Annotated in this window: 13 protein-coding genes and 2 pseudogenes; 4 read left to right on the top strand and 11 right to left on the bottom strand. The window is 70.9% G+C overall.

All coding sequences use genetic code 11. From position 1 onward, the window contains the following. Positions 1-45 precede the first annotated feature (45 nt). Both AB0M27_RS12375 and AB0M27_RS12370 read right to left on the bottom strand, forming a co-directional pair. Positions 46-1,050, bottom strand: a complete 1,005-nt coding sequence (locus AB0M27_RS12375; RefSeq protein ID WP_365720689.1) for an EamA family transporter — start codon at positions 1,048-1,050, stop codon at positions 46-48. Between the two features lie 70 nt (positions 1,051-1,120). Further along, a complete protein-coding gene (locus tag AB0M27_RS12370) occupies positions 1,121-1,609 on the bottom strand; it encodes a Clp protease N-terminal domain-containing protein (protein ID WP_365721090.1) in 489 nt (162 codons plus the stop codon). Positions 1,610-1,964: 355 nt separating this feature from the next. Here AB0M27_RS12370 and AB0M27_RS12365 point away from each other — a divergent pair, with 355 nt between their 5' ends. After that, positions 1,965-2,393: an SRPBCC family protein gene (locus AB0M27_RS12365; protein WP_365720687.1), complete on the top strand. Its 429-nt coding sequence runs from the start codon at positions 1,965-1,967 to the stop codon at positions 2,391-2,393. 63 nt (positions 2,394-2,456) lie between these two features. On the opposite strand, the gene AB0M27_RS12360 is transcribed toward AB0M27_RS12365, so the two are convergent. Next, positions 2,457-3,083, bottom strand: a complete 627-nt coding sequence (locus tag AB0M27_RS12360; RefSeq protein ID WP_365720685.1) for a PadR family transcriptional regulator — start codon at positions 3,081-3,083, stop codon at positions 2,457-2,459. A 130-nt stretch (positions 3,084-3,213) separates the two neighbouring features. Next, positions 3,214-3,393 (bottom strand): hypothetical protein, encoded by a 180-nt coding sequence (locus tag AB0M27_RS12355; protein ID WP_365720684.1) that lies wholly within the window; start codon positions 3,391-3,393, stop codon positions 3,214-3,216. Positions 3,394-3,569: 176 nt separating this feature from the next. Here AB0M27_RS12355 and AB0M27_RS12350 point away from each other — a divergent pair, with 176 nt between their 5' ends. Then, entirely contained in the window at positions 3,570-4,382 is an 813-nt protein-coding gene (locus tag AB0M27_RS12350) for a PhzF family phenazine biosynthesis protein (protein ID WP_365720682.1), read from the top strand. A gap of 19 nt (positions 4,383-4,401) precedes the next feature. Here the strand turns inward: AB0M27_RS12350 and AB0M27_RS12345 are convergent, their stop codons facing one another. Both AB0M27_RS12345 and AB0M27_RS12340 read right to left on the bottom strand, forming a co-directional pair. Continuing rightward, positions 4,402-5,202 carry a type II CAAX endopeptidase family protein gene (locus tag AB0M27_RS12345; protein ID WP_365721088.1) on the bottom strand — a complete coding sequence of 267 codons (801 nt, stop codon included), beginning with the start codon at positions 5,200-5,202 and terminating at the stop codon, positions 4,402-4,404. 172 nt (positions 5,203-5,374) lie between these two features. After that, a complete protein-coding gene (locus AB0M27_RS12340; RefSeq protein WP_365720680.1) occupies positions 5,375-6,892 on the bottom strand; it encodes a glutamate--cysteine ligase in 1,518 nt (505 codons plus the stop codon). A 569-nt stretch (positions 6,893-7,461) separates the two neighbouring features. Between AB0M27_RS12340 and AB0M27_RS12335 the strand changes: the two genes are divergently transcribed. After that, positions 7,462-8,061: a hypothetical protein gene (locus tag AB0M27_RS12335; RefSeq protein WP_365720678.1), complete on the top strand. Its 600-nt coding sequence runs from the start codon at positions 7,462-7,464 to the stop codon at positions 8,059-8,061. Positions 8,062-8,332: 271 nt separating this feature from the next. Continuing rightward, positions 8,333-8,539 carry a DUF5999 family protein gene (locus AB0M27_RS12330; protein ID WP_361699339.1) on the top strand — a complete coding sequence of 69 codons (207 nt, stop codon included), beginning with the start codon at positions 8,333-8,335 and terminating at the stop codon, positions 8,537-8,539. Between the two features lie 112 nt (positions 8,540-8,651). Here AB0M27_RS12330 and AB0M27_RS12325 read toward each other — a convergent pair. The 5 genes and pseudogenes from AB0M27_RS12325 to AB0M27_RS12305 all read right to left on the bottom strand — a co-directional run. Next, positions 8,652-8,813 (bottom strand): annotated as a pseudogene (locus AB0M27_RS12325) (1,4-beta-xylanase); the annotation flags it as partial. A gap of 29 nt (positions 8,814-8,842) precedes the next feature. Next, positions 8,843-9,673: a carbohydrate ABC transporter permease gene (locus AB0M27_RS12320; protein ID WP_365720676.1), complete on the bottom strand. Its 831-nt coding sequence runs from the start codon at positions 9,671-9,673 to the stop codon at positions 8,843-8,845. Further along, positions 9,670-10,686: a sugar ABC transporter permease gene (locus tag AB0M27_RS12315; protein ID WP_365720674.1), complete on the bottom strand. Its 1,017-nt coding sequence runs from the start codon at positions 10,684-10,686 to the stop codon at positions 9,670-9,672. Before AB0M27_RS12315 ends, AB0M27_RS12320 begins: the two co-directional genes overlap by 4 nt. A gap of 8 nt (positions 10,687-10,694) precedes the next feature. After that, positions 10,695-11,990: an extracellular solute-binding protein gene (locus tag AB0M27_RS12310; RefSeq protein WP_365720672.1), complete on the bottom strand. Its 1,296-nt coding sequence runs from the start codon at positions 11,988-11,990 to the stop codon at positions 10,695-10,697. Positions 11,991-12,102: 112 nt separating this feature from the next. Further along, positions 12,103-13,610: pseudogene (locus AB0M27_RS12305) on the bottom strand (glycoside hydrolase family 43 protein). Between the last annotated feature and the right edge of the window lie 178 nt (positions 13,611-13,788).

The raw sequence follows: 13,788 nt of genomic DNA, 5'->3' as shown, positions 1-13,788 counted from the left end.
GCCGGGGGCGGAAGGACGAGTGCGTTCAACGGCATGATCAGCACCTTAGGCAGCCGTACCGCGCGCCGACAACTCCCTTTCGGCCCCGCCCGCGGCCACCGGCTCGGCGGAGCCCTTCGCGGGGGTCGAGGACTGGGCGATGAACGCGCCGACCAGGACGACCGCGCCACCGGCCACCTGGGGCGCCGACAGGTGCTCGCCGAGCAGCACCCAGGCCAGCACGGTCGCGATGACCGCTTCCAGGCAGGCCACGACCCCGGCGACCTGCGGCGACAGCCGGCGCACGGACAGCACTCCGGTGACGTACGCGACGACGGTGGCGATCAGCACGATCCAGCCCAGCAGCGCGAGGGCGGGTACGGCGGTGCCGTTCATGTCGGCGGAGCCGGTCAGCACCGACCAGCGCATGCTCCAGGGGCGGGCGACGAGCGTCAGCACGAGGGCGCCGACGAGCAGGCCGTAGGCGATGACGCCGAGCGGGTCGGGTGCCTCGTCGCCCGCGTCGCCGCCGTGGTCGGCCAGGACGAAGTAGCCGACCTGGCAGCAGGCGGCGCCGAGCGCGAGCAGCAGGCCCAGCGCGTCGAAGCTCAGCCCCGACCAGACCTCCACCACGCAGGCGAGACCGCCGGCCGCGAGGACCACGCCCAGCGCGGCGGCGCGCGTCACGGGCCGCCGCTGCACGAACCGGACCCAGCCGAGCACCAGCGCGGGAGCGAGGTACTCGACGAGGAGCGCCACGCCCACCGGGATTCGGGACAGCGCGGCGAAGTAGCAGGCCTGGACGCCGGCGACGGCGAGCAGTCCGAACCCGGCGAGCAGCGCGGGGCGGCGGCGCAGCAGTGCGCGGTGCCGTACGGCGACGGGCAGCATGACGACGGCGGCGCCGGCCACGCGCAGCCAGACCACCTGGAGCGGGTCGAGTCCCGCCTCGATCAGCGGCTTGGCGGCCACTCCCGACCCGCCGAAGGCCAGCGCCGAGGCGAGCGCGAGCCCCAGCCCGACGCCCTTGCCGCGGCTGTCCTGACTGCTCTTTGACGTATGCACCGGCACATGATGACAGGCGGCGACATGAGCGTCATCCCTGTTGACACCTGTCTCAGGGGCTGGACGTCCGCCGGTGTCAGCGAGCCGGTCCGCCGTCGCCGGCGTACTCGTCCACGCCGGATTCGTCCGGGGTGTTCAGCTCGCGGACGCCGACGCGTTCGAGGACCTCGACGGCACGGGAAGCCGGGTCCGCGGTGAGCGCGGCGAGGAGGTCGAGGCCGGTGACGCGGGATCCGCCGCGCAGCCGGGCCCGCTCGCGGGCGGCGGCGAGGGCGGCGGCGGCCGCGGGCGACCAGCCGGCGGTGTCCCTCGGCTCGCGCCCGCCGGGCACGGCCGCGGCGGGGACGACGGCGAGCGCGCCGGAGTCCTCGACGCTGCCCTGCCAGCGCAGCCCGTAGCCGATGCTGCGCTGCACGAGGTAGCCGAGCAGCCGGGCGAGCTGCTGCGGGCCGCCGACGGTGGCGCGCACCTCGGGGGCGTGGTCCAGGAGAGAGTGAAGCAGATGGGCGGTGTCGGTCTGGCGGTCCCCGTCCCGTACGGCCCTCCTGCGGGCACCGGCGACCACCGCTGCGAGCTCGGCGCCGAGCAAGGCATCGTCGTCCAGGTGCGCAGCCGCCTCGTCATGGGCGGTCCAGTGGGCTGTACGGGGTTGCACAACCCCTACCCCATCAGCCTCAACGGGCCGAGTCATCCACGAGTGGAACCATCTTCGCGTCCCACACAGAGTGGACCCGGGCGTTCGAAATCTCATCCTTACGGAGGAGATTCGGCCGATTCGACCCGAGGAGCGTGCGCCGCCTTGCCGTGCGCCGCCCGCCGCCCGGAATTCCTGACGGTTCATCAGTATTGAATGTTCGCGCCGCTGCGGCTACGTTCCGCGACACCTTAGCCCGCTACGCCCGATCCGAAGGGGTGGTCGCATGGCCGAAGTCAGCGCGGAGGCACGCATCCAGGCACCGGCCGAGAAGGTGTGGGCCCAGCTCACCGACTGGCCGTCGTACGGGGAGTGGAACGCCACCCACACCAGCTTCCCCAAGGGGGGCCCCAAGGCCCTGGCGGTGGGCGGGACCTTCCAGGAGAACATGAAGCTGATGGGCTTCCCGGCCGAGGTCGACTGGACCATCGAGGAGCTGGAGCCGGCGCGGTTGTTCGCCATCCGCGGCAAGGGCCCGATGGCCGTGACGGTCGCCACCCGCTACACCCTCACCCCCGAGGGCGACGCCACGTCCGTCCGCATCGACGGCGAGTTCACCGGCGCGGCGGTGTCGCTGATGGCGGGCAGGCTGAAGGACTCGGCGACGGCCGCGCTGAACGAGTCGCTGCGCAAGCTGGCCGGCCTGGTCGCCTGAGCCCGGGCACTCGAAGGCGCCCCGCGCGGTGTCGCACGGGGCGCCCGGTCCGCCGTACGAGCGTCAGTGCTCGTCGGCGAGGATCAGGTACAGCTTCTTGCGGGCGTCGTTGATGACGGCCAGCGCCTTCTCGCGCTGTTCCTTGCTGCCGGTCTTCCAGACCTGACCGAAGGCCTCCATCAGCCCGAAGCCGGCCTGGCGGATCTCGCTCAGGGCCTCCCAGTCGACCCCGCGCGAGGCCTCCTCCCAGGGGGCGTCCGGGCCCTCGTCGGCGGCGGCGCGCCCGGCCTCGGTGAGCGCGAACAGCTTCTTGCCACCCTCGCTCTCGCTGGCGATCAGCCCTTCGTCCTCCAGCAGCTGGAGCGTGGGGTACACCGAGCCGGGGCTCGGCTTCCACGCGCCGCCGCTGCGTTCGGCGATCTCCTGGATCATCTCGTAGCCGTGCATGGGACGGTCCTTGAGCAGGGCCAGGATCGAGGCCCGCACGTCACCGCGCCGCGCCCGCCCCCTCGGGCCACCGCGACCTCGGGGTCCCCAGGGGCCCGCTCCGAAACCGGGGCCGCCGGGGCCGAACCCCGGACCACCCGGACCGAAGGGCCCGAAGGCGGCCCGCCGCCGGTCGAATCCACCCATGCCCCGCGGGCCGGGACCCTCGTGCCGGTGCCCATGCTCGAATCCGTGGGTACGCATTGCGATCACTCCATTCCATCGATGATCTGTCACGTCTGCATCGCATATCGTTCGCGATACTTCAACGATATATCGGAACCGATCGCATGACAAGCCCCTTCGCGGTGTCAGGGGCTCGCGGGGGCTCGGCCTAGCGGCCGAGGTCGCCGAAGCGCCGGACGCCGGGAGCGAGGCGCGAGAGAACGGTGGCCACGTGGGCGGGGTCGACACGGCAGAAGGCCGTGCCGCGCCCGATCCGGATGGTGTTCCGGAACGTCACGAGGAAGTCGGGGTCGACCTGCGTGGCGAGGTAGGTCTCGAGCGCTTCCAACTCGGCAGCGGGCGAGGGCCGAGCGGCGGCCGGGCGGGGGTTTCGGCGATGGACGACCAGGTGGCTTCCGCGCCAGAAGGGCGGACGCACTGCGGACCGCCACCGGGCGCGGGACATGCCAGCGTTCGTGAATTGGACTTGGGCCGGCGGCCGCCGCTGCGGCTAGCGTCGACGTCATGCGCATTCGAATCGTGGACGCCTTCACCGACCGCCCCTTCGCCGGCAACCCGGCCGGAGTCCTGCTCCTGGACGACGTCTTCCCGGAGGACGACTGGCTCCAGAACGTCGCCATGGAGGTCAACCACGCCGAGACGGCGTTCGCCCACCGGCTGCCCGAGGGCGGCGAGGCGGACTGGGCGCTGCGCTGGTTCACGCCCGTCGCCGAGGTCGCCATGTGCGGGCATGCCACGCTCGCCACCGCCCACGTCCTGCACACCACAGGCGCCCACGAGGGCCCGGTGCGGTTCACCACCCGCAGCGGCGTGCTCATCGCCACGCCCGCAGAGGACGGCTCGATCACGCTCGACTTCCCGACGGCGCCGCTCACCCCGGCCGAGATCCCGGCCGGGGTCGCCGAGGCCCTCGGCGCGGAACCGGTCGCCGCCTTCGACACCGGTCCGAACGTCGGCGACCTGCTGCTGGAACTGGCGAACGAGAAGGCGGTCCTCGGCCTCGCGCCGGACCACAAGTCCCTCGGCGCCTACTCCTCGCGCGGCATCATCGCCACCGCCCGCGCCGACGACCCGTCCCGCGGCTACGACTTCGTCTCCCGCTGCTTCTTCCCGAACGTCGGCATCGACGAGGACCCGGTCACCGGCAGTGCCCACACCGCGCTCGCTCCGCACTGGTCCGCGCGCCTGGGCCGCGACGACCTCACCGGGCTGCAGGCCTCCCGCCGTACCGGCCTGGTCCGCACCGGTCTGCGAGGCGAGCGCACCCTGCTCACCGGCCGCGCGGTCACCGTCATCGACGGCGAACTGCACGCCTGAGCGGGCGGTCTCCCGGCACTCAGGCCGTCGGCAGCCAGCCCACCTTGCCCGCGAGCAGGGCGTAGCCGACGAACGCGCCGATGTCGAGCAGGGAATGGGCGACGACCAGCGGACCGACCCGCCCCCAGCGGCGGTACAGCCACACGAACACCACGCCCATGACCATGTTGCCGATGAAGCCGCCGACGCCCTGGTACAGGTGGTAGGAACCGCGCAGGACCGCGCTGGCCACCAGCGCGGTCCCCGGGGTCCAGCCCAACTGGCCCAGCCTGCGCAGCAGATAGCCGACGACGATGACCTCTTCGAGGATCGCGTTCTGCAGGGCGGACAGGATCAGCACCGGGAACTTCCACCACACGTCCGGCAGCGCCTCGGGCACGACCGTGAGGTTGAAGCCGAGGCCGCGGGCGGCCAGGTAGAAGGCGATCCCGGTGCTGCCGATCACCGCCGCGACGCCGGCACCCCGGCCCAGGTCGGTCCAGGGCCGGGTGCGGTCGAAGCCCACCGTCCGCAGGCTCCCGCCCTCGCGCATGAGCAGATGGGCGACCAGGGCGACGGGGACCAGCGCGCTGGCGATGCCGAACAGCTGCCAGGCCAGGTCGAGCCAGGGGCGGCCGGGCGCGGCCGAGGCGTTGAGGGTGGCCGCCTGGTCCTTCAGGCCGCCCGGCTTGGTGACCGCGCCGATGAAGCTGATGAGCGCGGAGACCCCGCTGGCTCCCAGCGACAGCGCCAGGACGAGCACCGTCTCGTCCCGCAGGATGCGCCGCGGGTCGCGCCGCCGCGTCCCGGAATCGGCCACCGAGTCAGCCTCCACCTGCACCCCTGCCTCCATCCGGCTCATGGGCCCCTGGCCCACCTCTGCCTGGCAAGGATCGCAGAAGGACATGAGAGACCAGAACTTCTCTCCACCGCGACGGCGCTCAGCCCTCACGACACGGACCGGCGGCCTGCCCGGCACTCACCCCACGCCGCCCCAACGCCTCACCCGCTGATCACCCGAGAGGAACCGCCTCCGGCAACCCCACCGGCCACATATGCACCGGCTCCCCCACATGCATCAGCTCGGCATACCGCCGCGTCGTAGCGGCGAGCGCGGCCTCGCGGGTCAGGCCCTGTTCCAGCAGTCGGTGAAACGTGGCCGCCTGCCAGGACGCCCCGTTCACCCTGCGCCGGCAGCGCTCCTCGATGACGCCCAGGTAGAGGTCGCGGTCGGCCGGCTCCACGCCCCACGCGTCCAGCCCGGCCGAGGCCAGCGGCAGCAGCTCGTCGCGGACCAGGGTGACCGCGTCGACCTCGCCCGTGCCGCCGTAGCGGCCCCGCCTGGGCCATACGAACCGCGCGTCGATGCCGTACCGGCACGCGGTGTCGAAGTTCTTCTCGGCCGCGGCGAAGGGCAGCCGGGTCCACACCGGGCGGGACTCCTCGGCGAGGGCGCGGACCAGGCCGTAGTAGAAGGCGGCGTTGGCGATCACGTCGGTGATGGTCGGCCCGGCCGGCAGCACCCGGTTCTCCACCCTGAGGTGCGGTACGCCGTCGGCGATGCCGTACACCGGCCGGTTCCAGCGGTAGATCGTGCCGTTGTGCAGCACCAGTTCGGCCAGTCGGGGCGTGCCGCCCGCCTCGACGACCTCCAGCGGTTCCTCGTCGTCGCAGATGGGCAGGAGCGCCGGGAAATAGCGCAGGTTCTCCTCGAACAGCTCGTAGGCGGAGCTGATCCACCGCTCGCCGAACCAGGTGCGCGGCCGTACGCCCTGGGCCTGGAGCTCGGGCGGGCGGGTGTCGGTGGACTGCAGGAACAGCGGGGGCCGGGACTCCCGCCACAGTTCGTGACCGAACAGGAACGGGGAGTTCGCGCCGACGGCGATCTGCGCGGCGCATGCCGCCTGCGCCGCGTTCCACACGTCCGCGAACCGGGCCGGGGTGACCTGGAGGTGCAGCTGTACGGAGGTGCACGCGGCCTCGGGGACGATCGACTTGGAGGTGCAGACGAGATGCTCCACGCCCTCGATGTCGACCCGGAAGTCCTCGCCGCGCGCGGCCACGATCTGGTCGTTGAGCAGGGTGTAGCGGTCCACCTCGGAGAGGTTGGAGGAGACCAGGTCGTCGCGGTCGAGCGTGGGCAGGATGCCGATCATGACGATGCCGGCGTCCACCTCGCCCGCCTTGCGGTCGGCGTAGGCGAGGGAGGTGCGCAGTTCCTCGGCGAGCCGGTCGAATACCCGTCCACCCAATCGGTGTGGGGCTATGTTGACTTCCAGGTTGAACATGGCGAGTTCTGTTTGGAAATCACGGCTCGCGATACGCTCCAGTACCTGCCCGTTCAACATTTTCGGCATACCATCCGGCCCGGCGAGATTCAATTCGATCTCGACTCCCATGAGGTTCTTGGGACGATCGAATCGCTTCTCCCGCAACAGTCGCTCCAGTCCCGCGAGGCACTTCTGGAGCTTTTCGCGGTAGCGCTGGCGATCGGACAGGTCGAACTGCCCCGCCACGACCTTCTCCCCCATCGAAGTGTCCCTCCTCGGATGGGCGGGCCGACGGTCCGGCCGCCGGGCTCCCGGGTGCAGGGGGGATGATGCCCCGTGGAAAGCGATCGATAACGCCCCGCGCGAGCCGGGCACCCGCTACTGTGTCGGAATGTTCCCCGCGGCACATTCACGGGGCATGCGTCAGCCTCCGCCTCGGGTTCCCCGAGCACCTCGTGAAAAACGCCGACGACATTCGGCCGACCGTTACCGGTGCGTATTACGAGGTCAGCGGCGGCGGGGCGGCCGGGAATCGGGAGGAGTCCCGCAAATCGTCGGCGTATTACCGCCTTGCGCGACTTCCCGAGATGAGATAGACGAAACAACGGCCGAACACGCGTCATATAAACTTCGCCCACAAGGCGGAAGGTTGACGCCTCGGTCCTGGTTCCTGCCGTGTTCAGGCCGTCCCGTGACGGGCGGCAGGCCGAGCCGCACCCATGTTCACCGACCCGGGCCTCCACCCTTCCGGCCTTCCCGTGAGCAGACAGCGCCGTCCGCCCGACCCCTCCTCGCGCCGCCGCGCCTGTCGAACGAGAGAGGCGACCCACATGCCGCTTCACGTGCCCCCTGCCCCTGCGCCTGCACTGCGTTCCGTCCTCACCGCCCTCGGTTCCCCCACCGCGGTGCGTGAGGCCCGCACTCCCTCCCTGCGCGCCGCGCAGGGGCCGACGACACCCGAACTCCCGCTGCCCGTGCATGTACTGGACCGCATCACCGCACCCGGCCTGTCCGCGACCCGGCTGGCCGGCTGGCGCTTCCTGATCCGCTGTGGCGACCGGGCGGTGGCCGCGGCGGAGACCATGCTGACCCCTGACGGCTGGGCCTTCTCGCACTTCTTCGAGGGCCCGTACGTCCCCTCCACCGAGCGCGCCCTGAAGCAGGCCGAGGCGCTGCAACAGCCCTACCAGGCCCGGCTGCTGTCCGTGCCGGGTCTGTACATGCTCACCCTGTGGCTGCACGGCGACACCACCGCCGACGGAGCCGAGGGACACCCGGCCGGCACCGATCTGCTCGTCCCGCTGGCGCCGGCGCCACCCGGCATCCCGGCGCACCGCCCGTTCCGGGTCGCCGAGTTGCTTCCGGTACTGACCCATCGCGCGACTCCGCTGCCGCTGCTCGGCCCGCCCGTGCTGGGCTCGCCGGCCTGACCGAACGCCCGCGTACCCCGCTTGCCCGGACGGCGAGCGGGGTACGTCAGGGGTCCGGCCTGCTGGGACTAGCCCGATCCGGCCACTGGGAACCACCCGAAGTGACAGTGCACTTGCACTGAACCGTCCGCGCGGGTGACGCGTCATGAACCTGTGAGAAGCGGTGCTGCGAAATCCCTGCGGAACGACGCCGAGAAGGCAACACTGGGTTCCGACCGACTTATCACCACGGGGGACGGCCATGACCACGACAGAGCGAGAGATCCCACCCATGTGCCAGCACCAGCCGCCGTGTCCGACAGCCGAGTCCGCCGACCGGGAGTCCGCCCGTCTCGTGGCGCACCACCCGGAGCAGGGATGGAGTCTGCTGTGCAACGGCGTCCTGCTCTTCGAGGACACCGGTGAGCTGCTGCCCGACGGCCGGATCATCGCCCCGCACCGCCCGCTCGGTGCGGACCAGGTGATGACCGCCGCCTGAGCGGACGAAGAGCGACCTGAGGGGCCGGCCGCACACATCCGGTGCGCACCGGCCCCGACGTGTGTCCGGGGTCGGCTACGACCGTAGCCGGGCGCTATCGGAGTGCGTCCCAGTTGTCGGTGGCGCTCCCGAAGTAACGGCCGTGGCGTTCGGCGAGGTCGGCGAGGGTGGGCTGCCGCTCGTGGGCCTGGGCGGCGGGAGCGGCGAGTCCGGCGGCCACGAGGGCGGCCGCGAGGGCGCCGGTGAGTCTGAGACGTGTGCTCTTGCTGGGCATGGTGCGACTCCTGTCTCTCAACGGTGTGTTCAGCCCTTGGTCGCGCCCGCGGTGAGGCCGCCGACGAGCTGGCGTTCGGCGACCGAGTAGAAGGCGAGGGCGGGGACCATGGCGAGGACGAGGTAGGCGAAGACGCGCGCGGTGTCGGCGGAGTACTGGCCCTGGAACTGCTGTACGCCGATCGGGATGGTCCACCAGGTGCTGTCGGTGAACACCAGCAGCGGCAGCAAGAAGTTGTTCCAGCTGGTGACGACCGCGAGCACGGAGACCGTGCCGAGCGCGGGGCGGGCCATCGGCAGCAGCACCCGCCAGAAGAAGCCGAGCGGCCCGCAGCCGTCGAGCGTGGCCGCCTCCTCCAGTTCGCCCGGGATCTGCCGAAAGAAGCCGCGCAGGATGATGATCGTCATCGGCAGCCCGAACGCGGCCTGCGGCAGGATCACACCGAGTGGGTTGTCCAGCAGACCCATCGAGCGCAGCAGCAGGAACAGCGGCAGCGCCGCCACCGCGAAGGGAAACATCAGCCCGATCGTGAACAGCGTGAACAGCCCTTCCCGGCCCCGGAAGGCGAACCGCGCGAAGGAGAACGCGGCGAGCGCCGAGACGGCGACGACGATGACCGTCGTACCGACCGCGATCAGCGTGCTGTTGCCGACCAGCCGCCAAAAGGAGCCCGAGCCGAGGATGTCGCCGTAGTTGGAGAACACCCATGGTTCGGGCAGCCCGACCGGGTTGCGGGAGAGCTGCTCTGTGGACTTGAAGCCGGAGAGCAGCGCGTACAGCAGCGGTACGGCCATGACGGCGCCGACCGCCACCAGGACGACGTGCAAAGGGAGCGTGCGACCCCTGCGGCGGACACTCATGCTCCGGCTCCCCTCAAGTTCGTGGTGGCCCCTTCGAGGTCGCGGCGCAGGACGAACCGCTGGTAGGCGAGGGCGAAGACGAGGCTGATGGCGAACATGACCACGCTGATCGCGCTGGCGTAGCCGACCTGGTAGCGCTTGAAGCCGTACTGGAACATGGTCACGGCCATCGTCTCGGAGTGGTGGTCGGGCCCGCCCGCGGTGACCACCCACACCAGGTCGAACAGCTGGATCGATCCGATCACGGACAGGAAGACGCTGATCCGCAGCGTCGGCGCGAGCAGCGGCAGCGTGACGTGCCGGAAGCGCTGCCAGGGGTTCGCGCCGTCGACGATCGCCGCCTCGGTCAACTCGGCCGGGATGGACTGCAGTCCGGCCAGGTAGAGCATCATGTGGAAGCCGAAGTACTTCCACGTCATGACGAGGAACAGCGTAGCCATCACGGTGGAGGTGCCGGCGAACCACTGGCCGCCGAACCCGTCGAGCCCGATCGCGCCGAGAACGTGGTCGGCGAGACCGTCGTCCGGGGCGAAGATCATGCTGAACAGCACGCCGGTGATGGCCTCGGACAGCACGTACGGCGCGAAGAACAGCATCCGGTACACCGCCCGGCCGCGCACCTTCTGGTTGAGCAGGACGGCCATGGCGAGCGCGAACGGCAGTTGCAGCGCCAGTGACAGCACGACCAGCAGCAGACAGCGCCACAGGTCGCCGAGGAAGACGGGATCCTGCAGCAGACGGCTGAAGTTGTCGATGCCGGTGTAGTCGGACGGCATCCCGAAGCCGCCCCAGCGGAAGAAGGACGCGTACAGCGCGAACAGGATCGGCAGCAGGACCAGCACGCCGAAGAGGATCAGGGCGGGCAGTTGGAGGCCGACGGCGGTGAGCCAGTGCAGCGCCCGCCGGCGCGAGCGCTGCCCTGCCGCGCCGGCGACGGGGGGCGGCAGGACGGCGTCCGGTCCGCTCCGCCTGCCCCGTTCGCCCTGGTGGTCCGGGAGGAAGGTCGAGGTCATCGGGCGGCCTACTGCTCTTCCTTCGCCGTCTTGGTGATCGCGTCCGTGACCTGCTGCGGGGACTTGGACCCGGCGATCAGTCCGGCCACGCTGTCGTTGACCTGCTGGCCGAGCGCCGGGGCGTAGGCCTGGTCGAGGTAGAGCTGGAAGCCGGTTGCGCCCTTCAACTGGGCCTGCACGGCCTTGATGTTGGGATCGGTGAGGGCGCTCTCGGCCGCCGGTACGACGGGCAGGACGCCGGTCTTCTTCACCAGTTCGGTGTCGGTGGTCTCGGAGGCGAAGAACTTCAGGAAGTCCACGGCCGCCTGCGGGGCGCCCTTGCGCAGGGCGTGGCCGCCACCTCCGCCGAACACCTCGGTGATCTTGCCCGCGCCGCCCTCGACCTCGGGAAACGGGAAGAAGCCGAGGTCCGCGCCGAGCCCCTTGCCCGCGTCCGCCTCCACGACCGGCGCCCACTGGCCCATGAGTTCCATGGCCGCCTTGCCGTTGCCGACGGTCGCGGCCTGCCCGGTCGGAGAGGAGTAGGCGGCCCCGAGGAAGCCCTTCTGGAAGGGCTCGAGACCGACCAGGTCCTTCAGATGCTGCCCGGCCTGGACGAAGCCGGCGTCGCTGAAGTCCTTCTTCTCGCCGGCCTTCTGCAGGGCGTCGACACCCGCGGTGCGCATCGCGAGGTACGCCCAGTAGTACATGCCGGTCCAGCTCTCCTTGCCGGCCAGCGCGAGCGGGGTGATCCCGGCGGACTTGAGCTTCTTCACGGCGTCCAGGTATGCGCTCCAGGTGGTCGGGGGCGCGCTGATCCCGGCCCTCTTGAAGAGCGCCTTGTCGTACCAGAAGCCGATCATGCCGATGTCGAACGGGATGCCGTACAGCTTGTCGTCGAGGAGGTACGGCTGCTTGGCCACCGACAGCAGTCCGTCGGCCCAGGGCTTGGTGCGGTCGGTGAGGTCCTCCACCATCCCGGCGTCCACCTGCTGCTTGAGCACGCCGCCGCCCCAGGTGTGGAAGATGTCCGGCAGCTTCCCGGAGGCGGTCAGCGCGGTCATCTTGGATTTGTAGGCGTCGTTCTCCAACTGGACGATCTTGACCTTGACCTTGGGGTTCTGCGCCTCGAACTTCTTGGCGAGACCGGCCCAAACGGTCTTGGTGGGTTCGGTGGTCGAGATGTTCCACCACTCGATCGTGGTCGTCCCCGAGGACGACCCCCCGTCCGAGTCGCCGCCGCAGCCGCTGAGTGCGGTCACACCGAGACCGGCGGCGACGGAGGCCGCCAGGAAGCCGCGGCGGGACAGTGCAGGGTCGCCCATCTTTGCGCTCCTTCGAAAAGTTTCGGAGTTGCTTCGAAGAGTTGGATCCGAAACATTCGAAGAAAACCTCGAACGTTCCGGACCGCGACTCTAGAAACGCGCGTTGAGAGCGTCAAGGTGTCGTGCAAGAGGTTGCGGGCGCGTACTCGAACCAGTCGAAGGCCACACGGCCCTCGGTGACGTACATGCCGAGGACGCGGCCAGTGAATCCGGTGGCCACCTGGGTGGACAGACAACGGCCGTCCAGTTCGGCCAGTCGGACGGATCCCTCGGAAGTTTCGACGACGAAGGCGACGGTGTCGGGGCCGCTCCCGGGCTCGGGATCGCGAGTCGCGCGGATGTCGACCACCAGGGTGAACGGGCCTGCGGGCAGCGGGAGTTCGGCGACGCACTGGCGCAGCGGGCCGATCCGGGCGATCACGGCCGCGGTTCCCGCCTCCAGGCCGTGCCCCGCGGCCACTTCCAGGTCGTAGTGATGGTCCTCGTCCAGGCGGACGGACAGCCCCGCCCGGCCCGTCCAGTCCGCCGGCCGCGCGGCGGCCCGGCAGTCGTGGTGTTGCTGGCGGAGGCCGACGAAGGTGTGCCCGGGCCGGTCGAGGCTGTCCCCGGTGGCGGTCAGCGTGAGCCGGCCGGGCCGCTCGGTGAGCGACCAGCACCCCTCGGTCCTGCGGCGCGGGGATATCCAGTACGGCGCGAGCACCGGCGAGGTGAAGTCGTCGCGCACCGGCGGCGGTTCGCGGGGGGACCAGGCGGCCGGCGCGGGATGCCGCTCACGCACCGGGGCCCACCCGGGGCCAGCCGTCGGCCCACTCCACCGGGACCAGGAAGGTCTCCCGGCCCAGGACATGGAACTCCGGGAAGGAGCCGCGCGGCCGGGTGCCGAGCAGCAGCACCCGCCAGGTGCCGTCGGCCGCCCGGACCAGGTCGGCATGGCCGGTGCACTGGATCGGCAGGCCGGTGCCGCGGTGGGACAGCAACGGGTTGCCGGGGGGCCGGCTCCCAGGGGCCGCGCGGCGAGCGGGCGCGGGCGGCCGAGACGCCGTGACCCAGTGCGGTCCCGCCCTCGGCGAGCAGCAGGTACCACCAGTCGCCGATCCGGTGCAGATGCGGTGCCTCGGGGTCCCTGAGGCCGGTGCCGGACCACATCCGCAGCGGGCCTTCGAGCACCTCACCGGTGCGCGGGTCGATCCGGGCCACGCTGACCCCGGCCACGGCGCACCAGCAGGAACCGTCCTCGTCCCAGGACAGGTCGGGGTCGATACCGGGCAGGTCGATCCAGACGGGGTCCGACCGGGGGCCCTCGGGGCGCTCGGCGGTGACGAGGAAGGTGCCGCCGGCGCTGACGTTCGTGGTGACGACGTGGAAGAGCCCGTCGTGGTGGCGGATCGTCGGCGCCTAGGTGCCGCCCGAGGCCGGTGTGTCGTCGGGCAGCGTCAACTGCCGGGGCCGGTCGAGCACATTGCCGATCTGACGCCAGTGCACCAGGTCCCGGCTGTGGAACAACGGGACGCCAGGGAAGTACTCGAAGCCGGAGCACACCAGGTAGTAGCCGTCCCCGACCCGGCACACGCTCGGGTCGGGGTGGAAGCCGGGGAGGACGGGGTTGTCGTAGGTCCGCATGGTTCGCCCCCATCAGGGGCTCGAAAGTTTCGACTGCGGCGCCGAATCCTAGCGAGCGGTCGTGCGGGTTGCCGTGGAAAAGACACCGTCCGCCCCACTGGTCGAATCGCCGGTACGGGAGTGGGATGGAAGGAAGCAAGGGCCTTGCAGGGCGGGCACGTCCGCGCGCGAGACACCC

It is taken from the genome of Streptomyces sp. NPDC052107, assembly GCF_040680215.1.
Lineage (GTDB): Bacteria > Actinomycetota > Actinomycetes > Streptomycetales > Streptomycetaceae > Streptomyces.
This window is presented reverse-complemented; position numbering and strand designations above follow the sequence as displayed.